Raw genomic sequence first — 8,136 nt, 5'->3', positions numbered from 1 at the left:
CCTTCGCGCTGCATCAGGAAGCACAGCGCCTGCGCTATGTTGGCGTCGTCGTCAGCAATCAGCACCGAAGCCGCCATAATCTCCCCTTTTTGCGGAAGATTTCTCCCTCGCCGACCCAACCGGATAGCTGGGAAAATTTGTAAACACCTTGTTTTTGCGGCACAAGGCTCACACAATCGACCCGCAAAGGGCGCCATCAGCAGGGAGCTGACGGATGACAAACAGCGCCACAGTTACCGATCTGGTCGAAAGCAATGCTTTCGGCGACGGCTCTGCCTTGGCCTTTGCGCAGACACGCATTCTGGTCGTGGAGGACGACCGCGACATCGCCGGCCTGGTGGGGCGCGAACTGCGCGCGCTCGGCCTCACCGTCGACGTGATCGGTTTTGCCGAGGATGCGCTGCTGGCGAGCCGCGACACCGATTATGCGCTGATGGTCGTCGATCTCGGCCTGCCGGACCGCGACGGCATGGATCTGGTGCGCGAGCTGCGCAAGCGGTCCATCGCCACACCGATCCTGATGATGACGGCACGCAGCAAGGTCGAGGACAAGGTCAGCGGATTGTCCTCCGGTGCCGACGACTATCTGGTGAAGCCCTTTGCCGTGCCCGAATTGCGGGCACGGGTCACGGCATTGCTGCGCCGGCCCTCGTCGCTGAAGGATCGCCGGCTCAACGTCGCCAATATCGTCGTCGACCGCGATGCACTGGAGGCCGTCGTCGACGGCGCCAGCGCACCGCTGACGCGCAAGCAGTTCCAGCTGCTCGAACTGCTCGCCCGCCGCAAGAATCACATGACGCCGAAGCGGATGATCGAAGAGACGCTCTACGGCTACAACGACGANNTGGTCGAGCGTCACCGCGCGACCATCCATGGCTGAGGCGCCGAGCGCCGCCGACCTTGCTCTTCTCGATCCGGACGGCACCTTCGCACTCCGGCTGATTGCGGATCGCGCAGCGCTCTGCGAGCTTGCCGATGTCCTTGCGGCCACGGTGCCAACCGGCGGTGGCTCCGACCGTCTCGCCGCCGTCGAACGGCTGGCGCACCGGCTCGCCGGCGCCGCCGGGACATTCGGCCATGCCGCGGTGAGTGCGGCGGCGCTCGACCTGGAAGAGCAGATGACCGGCTTACGTAACGGCACCGGCAACCGGCAGGACGCAGCCCATGCGCTGGCCGCGCTGGTCGGCGCGCTCGACCGGGCCATCGAAGCGGCCCGGGGATAATCGTAAAATCAGTTTCAGGTCAGTTTCACGTCAGATGGTTCTCAGCTTGCTCCCGTTTACTGCAGGCCGGATTCAGCGGAGGAGCTGAGCCGGGGGTTCCTGCTTCGGGCGCGTCAGCTTCCGGGTGCGAATTGGCCGGACGAATCTCCCTCCCTAGTAATCCCAAGGCGGCCGGACAAGTGCCGGCCGGAAACTGGAAATTAGGGAGAAGAACAATGTTCCATGACCTGAAAGGCGGCCTGTCGCGCCGTCGTGTGATGCAGTTGGGTGCCAGCGTTGCTGGCGCCGCATTGATCCCCGGCATGCCGAATCTGGCATGGGCGGCCGGCGAGCCGCCGATCGGCACCTGGCCGGCGGGTTCGCAGGGCGACACCGTCAGCGTCGGCGCCGCCGTGCCGCTGACCGGCAGCTACGCGGCGCAGGGCGCCGATGAGCTCAAGGGCTGGGAACTCGCCGTCGAGCATATCAACACCGGCCACGAGCTGATGAAGAAGCTCGCGCCGAAGGTCGACAAGGGCCTGCTCGGCAAGAAGGTCAAGCTGCTGTCGGCGGACTCGGGCGCCAAGCCGAACAACGCGGTGCAGTCGCAGCAGACCTTCATCAATGACAACAAGATCATCATGATGACCGGTTCGACGTCCTCTGCCGTGGCCGTTGCGCTCAACAAGTTCGCCCAGCGTGAGAAGATCCTCTATCTGGCCGGCATTTCCGGTTCCAACGACACCACCGGCAAGGATTGCGTGCGCTACGGCTTCCGCCAGAATTTCTTTGGCCAGACCGCCGCGGCCGCGATCGGCCCGGTGCTGCTGAAGCAGTTCGGCAAGGGTAAGAAGGCGGCCTTCATGACGCCGGATTACACCTACGGCCACACGGTGACCAAGTCGGTCAACGACTATCTGACCGCCAATGGCGGCTGGAAGATGGTGACCAACCAGGTGTCGCCGCTCGGCACGCAGGACTACAGCCAGTATCTCACCAACATCGCCAATTCCGGCGCCGACTTCCTGATCAACGTCAACTGGGGCCGCGACGCCGTGCTCTCGACGCAGCAGGCCAAGCAGTTCGGCCTCCTGCCCAAGATGACACTCGTCATTCCCTACCAGATCCCGTTCCTGGCCAAGGAAGTGGGCGCGGAAATCACCGAGGGCGTCTTCGCGGCGACCGATTTCTGGTGGACGCAGGAAGACCAGTATCCGCTGGCCAAGCTGTTCGTCGATGCCTTCAAGAAGAAGTACGGCTACCGGCCGGAATGGGGCGCCGAGAATGCCTATGTCAGCTTCGCTCACTGGGCACGCATGGTCTCGGAAGCCGGTACCTTCTATCCGCCGGCTGTCATCAAGCAGTACGAGAAGGGCGAGACCATCCCCTCGCTGCTGGGCGACGTCCACTATCGTCCGGAAGACCATCAGTGCATCCGTCCGGTTGTCATCGTTCGCGGCAAGGCCAAGAAGGCCATGAAGAACGACGAGGACTTCTGGGAGGTGCTCGAAGTGGTTCCCGGCGCGGGCGTGATGCAGAAGCCGGACGAATTCGGCTGCAAGCTCGGCGACTACACCTAACCGAAGCAAGATACCCTTCGGCCCATCCCTGGGCCGGAGGGTATGCGGTTCACCGCCTGCGACCGTCGCCGCTCCGAAAGATCTCGGGCGGTGGCGGCCGGGGGCAGGCGTTGAGCGACCAATCACCCATGAGTAGGCGGGGGCCGGCGTGATTAACTGGGCAAATTTCATATCGCAATGCTTCAACGGGCTGGTGCTCGGCGCACTGCTGGCGCTGATTTCATCCGGCCTGACGATCATCTATGGCACCCTCGGCGTGCTCAACCTCGCACATGGCGCGATGTTCATGCTGGGCGGTTACGCCGGCTGGATCGCTTACACCTATACCGAATCCTTCCTCGTGGCGGCCGCCGCCGGCTCGCTGTTCGTCATGATCGTCGGCGTCGTGGTGGAACGGATCATCATCCGTCATTTCTATACGCGCCCGCATGAGGATCAGCTCCTCGTCACCTTCGGCCTTAGCGTCGTCCTCGTCGAGGCCGTGCGTTTCGCCTTCGGCAGCCTGTCGCAGCGGGTGCCGCCGCCGGCGCCGCTGGTCGGCATCACCGATCTCGGCTTCATGATCTATCCGACCTACCGGCTGGCGCTGCTCGGCATTGTCGCGGTGGCGCTGCTGGTGCTCTACTTCGTGCTCTACAAGACGCGCATCGGCATGATCGTGCGCGCCGGCATCGAAGATTCGGTGATGGTCGATTCACTCGGCATCAACGTCTACAGGGTCTTCATGCTGGTGTTCGGCATCGGCGCCATGGCCGCCGGGTTCGCCGGCATCGTCAACGCACCGGTGGTATCGATTGCCCCCGATATGGGCGAGGCGATCCTGGTGCAAACCTTCGTCGTCGTCGTCATCGGCGGCGTCGGCTCCTTCCCCGGTGCCATCATCGGCGGGCTTATCGCGGGCGAGATCATCTCGATCACCTCGATGTTCAACCCGGGTTATTCCTATATCATGCTGTTCTTGGCCATGACGCTGGTGCTGGTGCTTCGCCCGCACGGTCTGCTCGGCCAGGCCGGCCGCGAGTAAGGCCTGCGCCATGCCGATGAAACGTCCTCACCTCGTCGAACTTCTCACCGCGCTGGGGCTGATCCTGGTGCCTTTCGTGCTGCCGCATCTCGGCTTCTCGCCCAGCACGATCAACCGCATCCTGATCTGGGGCCTGTTCGGCCTCGGCTTCGACATCCTGTTCGGCTACACCGGACTGCTCTCCTTCGGTCAGTCCGCTCTCTACGGCACCGGCGGCATGTTCGCCGCCTACCTGCTGACTGAGGCCGGTTTCCCCAATGTCATCGCCGCCATTTTCATCGGCGCGATCGCGGCAGGCGTAGTCGGCTATTTGGTGGGCCTGATCGCGCTCAAGCGCACGGGCATCTATTTCGCCATGATCACGGTGGCGATTGCGGAAGTCTTCTATTTCGTTGAATTCAATCCGCTGTCGGACTTCACCGGCGGCGAGAACGGCCTGCCCGGCGTTCCCGCGCCGCAAATCGCCTTCGGATCCACGGTGCTGAAGTTCAACACCGACTGGACCATGTATATGTTCCTGGCGTTCTGGTACTTCATCGGCATCGTCATCGCGCTGCGCATCGTGCGCTCGCCGGTCGGTGCGATCCTCTCGGCGATCCGCGACAATCCGCTGCGGGCCAGCGCGCTGGGCCACAATATTCACGGCTACAAGCTGACCGCCTTCGTGGTCGCGGCGATCTATGCCGGCTTCGCCGGCGGCCTGCTCGGCACCATGCAGGGCTTCATGCCGCCGGATGCCTTCCTGTTCGAGACCTCCGGCCAGCTGGTCATGCAAACGGCGATCGGCGGCAGCGGCACGCTGTTCGGGCCGCTGGTGGGCGCCGCCGTGTGGCTCTATCTGAGCGACTTCTTCCAGAATGTGCTGCAGCTCGGCGCCACCTGGAAGCTGGTGCTCGGGGTCGTCTTCGTGCTCCTGGTGTTTTTCCTCCGTCGCGGCATCGTCGGCGGCATCGTCGACCTCTATCGTCTGGCGACGGGCGGCAGGAAAGCAGTCGACCCGGACGAAGCGGCAGAGACGTCCGCCGGCACGGCCTTCGATCCGACCGCGATCGAGGCCATGCCCAGCCGCCGCCGCGGCGACGCGCCGGTGTCAGGCCCGATCCTGCAGGCGACCGGCCTCTCCAAGCGTTACGGCGGCCTGTTTGCCAACAGCGACATCGATTTTTCGATCGAGCATGGCGAGATGCGCGGCATCATCGGGCCGAACGGCGCCGGCAAGAGCACCTTCTTCAAGATGCTCACCTGCGAAATCGCGCCGACGTCGGGCAAGATCGTCTTCGAGGGTCGCGACATCACCGGCATGGGCGTCACCGATGTCTGCCAGCTCGGCCTGACCAAGAGCTACCAGATCAACCAGCTCTTCGACCGGTTGACGGTGCGCCAGAACCTCATCATCGCCGCTCTTGGCGAAACCCGCGGCAAGTTCAAGCTCGACCTGTTCAAGGGTCTCCACAAGGTTCCCGGTCTCGATGAGCGGGTGGAGAACACGGCCGCGCTGGTCAATCTGACTCGCCGGCTCGACACGGCGGTGTCCGAACTTGCCTATGGCGAGAAGCGGCGGCTGGAGATCGGGCTGGCGCTGGCCACGTCGCCCAGCCTGCTGCTGCTCGACGAGCCGCTGGCCGGCATGAGCCCGCGCGAACGCGTCGAGACGGTGGCGCTGCTCAAGGCCATCGCACGGGGCCGCACCATGATCGTGATCGACCATGACATGGATGCCCTGTTCGAACTGGTCGGCAAGGTGACCGTTCTGCAGGAAGGCCGGGTGCTGGTCGAAGGCACGCCGGCCGAGATCAAGACCAATGCAAAGGTGCAGGAAGCCTATCTGGGCGGCGTGCATGGAGAAGTGGCATGAGCCTGCTCGAAGTCAGCGGCCTGAACAGCTATTACGGCGACAGCCATATCCTGTTCGATGTCGGCCTCAGGGTTGAGAAGAACGAAGTGGTGGCGCTGCTCGGACGTAACGGCGCCGGCAAGAGCACGACGCTGAAGAGCCTGATGGGNNGGGTCGGCATGCAGCTCGTGCATGAAAACCGCCGTATCTTCGGCAGTCTGAATGTCGAGGAAAACATCATCCTCGCCGGCCTGACCGCGCAGAACAAATGGCCGCTGGAACGCATCTACGACATGTTCCCGCGCCTGAAGGAACGGCGCACCAGCCGTGGCACCGATCTGTCGGGCGGCGAGCAGCAGATGCTGGCGATCGCCCGTGCCCTGGTGCGCGATCCGAAGATCGTGCTGCTGGACGAGCCGTTCGAGGGCCTGGCGCCGGTCATCATCCACGACCTCGTGCGCGCCTGCCGGGAACTGGCCGATGCCGGGCAGACCATCGTGCTGGTGGAGCAGAATCTCGCCGCCACGCTGGCGCTGGCCAGCCGCGTCTACATCATCAACAACGGCCATATTGCCCATGAAGGGCCGGCGACGGAGTTGAAGAAGCAGCCCGATCTGCTGCAGCGCTATCTCGGCGTCTGACGGACGCGCGCATCGGCACGGCCGGCGCGGCGGGCAGCGCCGCCGCGTCCTGGCCTATATCCGCGCCGTGTGATTGTCGGCGGGGATTTCCGCCGGGTGGAACCACAGCCCGACCAGCAGGAAGTTCGGCCGTTCGTCGCCGCCCAGCGGCAGCATCAGGCGGTCATAGGGCGTGTGATGCTTGCCGTCGTCCATCCGCGGCATAATGCGGTCGCAGACCGGCCGGGCCAGGGCCAGGCAGCGGCGATAGGCGCCCGTGGTCGCGGTGTTCCGCTCGTCCAGCACGGTGGCCGACAGGCGCTGGCCGGTATGGTCGATGCCCAGCCGCGCCGCGCTGATCGGCGAGAAGCGGTGAAAGAAGAAGTCGCCGTCTTCCAGGCTCTCGATCAGATGCAGCCGGCCGGCCCAGGGCATCAGGGTGCGGCCGTCGAAAGTCTCGCGGGCGGGAAAACGGCGCGCGCCCGCATGCATGCGCCACAGCGCAAGCAATGTCTTCAGATCGTCGGGCAGGTCGGCTTCTGTGGTCTGCATCTCAAAGCATACTTTTGAATGTCTCTAGCATGTTAAGGCCGGCGGTTGAATCGAAAGTCCCGGCAAGGTTGCACAGATATTTTTCAGATGACGCCGGTATAACCCCCGGTAGAACAAAGGTTAAATCGCCAAGCCCGGATTTCACAGGCGGCCCGGGGGACAAGAAGGGTGCAATTCTGCGGTTGCGAGCGCTCCGGCCGCGCCGTATTCCAGCCGGCACCCACCAGCAACCGGCCAACCCACCATGTATATCCCCGCCCATTTCGCGCAAGCCGACCGTGAACCCCTGTTCGACCTGATCGAGGCGCATGCCTTCGGCCTGCTGATTTCGGGGAGCGGCCCAGACGCGGCAACCGATATGATCGCCAGCCACGTGCCCTTCCTGCTCGACAGAGAGCGTGGCGAGTATGGCACCCTGGTCTGCCATCTGGCGGCGGCCAACAACCAGGTCGCGGCCCTCGATGGCCGGGAGGTACTCTGCATCTTCCAGGGTCCGCATGGCTATGTCTCGCCGAACTGGTATGCGAAGAAGCCGGCGGTGCCGACCTGGAATTACATGGTGGTGCATGCCTATGGCCGCGCTCGCGTCAGCCGCGATGCAGCCGAACTGCGCGGCATCGTCGACCGGCTGTCGAAGATCTACGAAGGCCCCGATGGCTGGCGGCTAGACGACGAGCCGGAAAGTTTCTTCGCCGGCATGGTGCGCGGCATCGTCGGCATCGAGATTCCGGTGACCAGGCTGGAAGGCAAGTTCAAGCTGAGCCAGAACCGTCCGCTGCCCGATGCCGATGGGGTGATCGCCAATCTGCGGCGGCTGGGCGGCGACGAGAATCTGGCACTGGCCGAGGCGATGGATGCCGTGGCACAGAAGAGGCGATAACACCTCCAGTCGTCGTCCCCGCGAAAGCGGGGACCCAGTCGATCTATCCACTGGATCCCCGCTTTCGCGGGGATGACGGAGGAATAAAAAGCCCGGCCAGAAACTATTCCCGGGCCGGGCTTTTTGTATTCCTAGAGGAGAGCCGCTCAGTCGGCAGCGTCTTCCAGTTCGCTGTCGTTGGCGGCACGTCCGTCCGACGCCTCGCCGTCGATGCGGAAATGGCCGACCAGTTCGGCCAGCTGCCGTGCCTGGTTTGCCATGGCCTGGGCCGAGGCATTGGTCTGCTCGACCAGGGCGCCGTTGCGCTGGGTCATCTCGTCCATGTTGACCACCGCGCCATTGACCTCCTCCAGCCCGCGCGACTGCTCAGCAGAGGCGGCGGCGATCTCGGCCACGATGTCCGACACCTTCTTCACCGAGGTCACGATCTCGGCCAGCGCCGCG

At 64.1% G+C, this 8,136-nt stretch carries 8 protein-coding genes and 1 pseudogene; 7 read left to right on the top strand and 2 right to left on the bottom strand.

Annotation, left to right across the window (positions count from 1 at the left end; translation table 11 throughout):
- The first annotated feature begins 214 nt into the window (after positions 1 to 214).
- The 6 genes from CTR53_RS21090 (at position 215) to CTR53_RS21065 (ending at position 6,281) form a co-directional block, all read left to right on the top strand.
- Entirely contained in the window at positions 215 to 880 is a 666-nt protein-coding gene (locus tag CTR53_RS21090) for a response regulator transcription factor (RefSeq protein ID WP_290818457.1), read from the top strand.
- Positions 873 to 1,223 carry an Hpt domain-containing protein gene (locus CTR53_RS21085; protein WP_290818454.1) on the top strand — a complete coding sequence of 117 codons (351 nt, stop codon included), beginning with the start codon at positions 873 to 875 and terminating at the stop codon, positions 1,221 to 1,223. Before CTR53_RS21090 ends, CTR53_RS21085 begins: the two co-directional genes overlap by 8 nt.
- A 215-nt stretch (positions 1,224 to 1,438) precedes the next feature.
- Positions 1,439 to 2,782 (top strand): substrate-binding protein, encoded by a 1,344-nt coding sequence (locus CTR53_RS21080; protein WP_290818451.1) that lies wholly within the window; start codon positions 1,439 to 1,441, stop codon positions 2,780 to 2,782.
- Between the two features lie 148 nt (positions 2,783 to 2,930).
- Positions 2,931 to 3,806, top strand: coding sequence for a branched-chain amino acid ABC transporter permease (locus CTR53_RS21075; protein WP_290818448.1), 876 nt, complete (start codon positions 2,931 to 2,933; stop codon positions 3,804 to 3,806).
- A 16-nt stretch (positions 3,807 to 3,822) separates the two neighbouring features.
- Positions 3,823 to 5,661 carry a branched-chain amino acid ABC transporter ATP-binding protein/permease gene (locus CTR53_RS21070; protein ID WP_290818445.1) on the top strand — a complete coding sequence of 613 codons (1,839 nt, stop codon included), beginning with the start codon at positions 3,823 to 3,825 and terminating at the stop codon, positions 5,659 to 5,661.
- Positions 5,658 to 6,281 carry an ABC transporter ATP-binding protein gene (locus CTR53_RS21065; RefSeq protein ID WP_290818442.1) on the top strand — a complete coding sequence of 208 codons (624 nt, stop codon included), beginning with the start codon at positions 5,658 to 5,660 and terminating at the stop codon, positions 6,279 to 6,281. Before CTR53_RS21070 ends, CTR53_RS21065 begins: the two co-directional genes overlap by 4 nt.
- A gap of 54 nt (positions 6,282 to 6,335) precedes the next feature.
- On the opposite strand, the gene CTR53_RS21060 is transcribed toward CTR53_RS21065, so the two are convergent.
- Entirely contained in the window at positions 6,336 to 6,812 is a 477-nt protein-coding gene (locus tag CTR53_RS21060) for a hypothetical protein (RefSeq protein ID WP_290818439.1), read from the bottom strand.
- 244 nt (positions 6,813 to 7,056) lie between these two features.
- Between CTR53_RS21060 and CTR53_RS21055 the strand changes: the two genes are divergently transcribed.
- A complete protein-coding gene (locus CTR53_RS21055) occupies positions 7,057 to 7,692 on the top strand; it encodes an FMN-binding negative transcriptional regulator (protein ID WP_290818436.1) in 636 nt (211 codons plus the stop codon).
- Between the two features lie 146 nt (positions 7,693 to 7,838).
- On the opposite strand, the pseudogene CTR53_RS21050 reads toward CTR53_RS21055, so the two are convergent.
- Positions 7,839 to 8,136 (bottom strand): annotated as a pseudogene (locus CTR53_RS21050) (chemotaxis protein); the annotation flags it as partial.

It is taken from the genome of Ferrovibrio sp. (assembly GCF_002796975.1).
GTDB lineage: Bacteria > Pseudomonadota > Alphaproteobacteria > Ferrovibrionales > Ferrovibrionaceae > Ferrovibrio.
Note: the sequence above shows the minus strand (reverse complement) of the source record. Positions and strands in the feature narration are given on the sequence as shown.

Excerpts from the sequence above, each read along its gene's own strand:
- CTR53_RS21085 (WP_290818454.1), top strand. The coding sequence starts at position 873 with ATGGCTGAGGCGCCGAGCGCCGCCGACCTTGCTCTTCTCGATCCGGAC.
- CTR53_RS21080 (WP_290818451.1), top strand. The coding sequence starts at position 1,439 with ATGTTCCATGACCTGAAAGGCGGCCTGTCGCGCCGTCGTGTGATGCAG.
- CTR53_RS21070 (WP_290818445.1), top strand. The coding sequence starts at position 3,823 with ATGAAACGTCCTCACCTCGTCGAACTTCTCACCGCGCTGGGGCTGATC.
- CTR53_RS21060 (WP_290818439.1), bottom strand. The coding sequence starts at position 6,812 with ATGCAGACCACAGAAGCCGACCTGCCCGACGATCTGAAGACATTGCTT.
- CTR53_RS21055 (WP_290818436.1), top strand. The coding sequence starts at position 7,057 with ATGTATATCCCCGCCCATTTCGCGCAAGCCGACCGTGAACCCCTGTTC.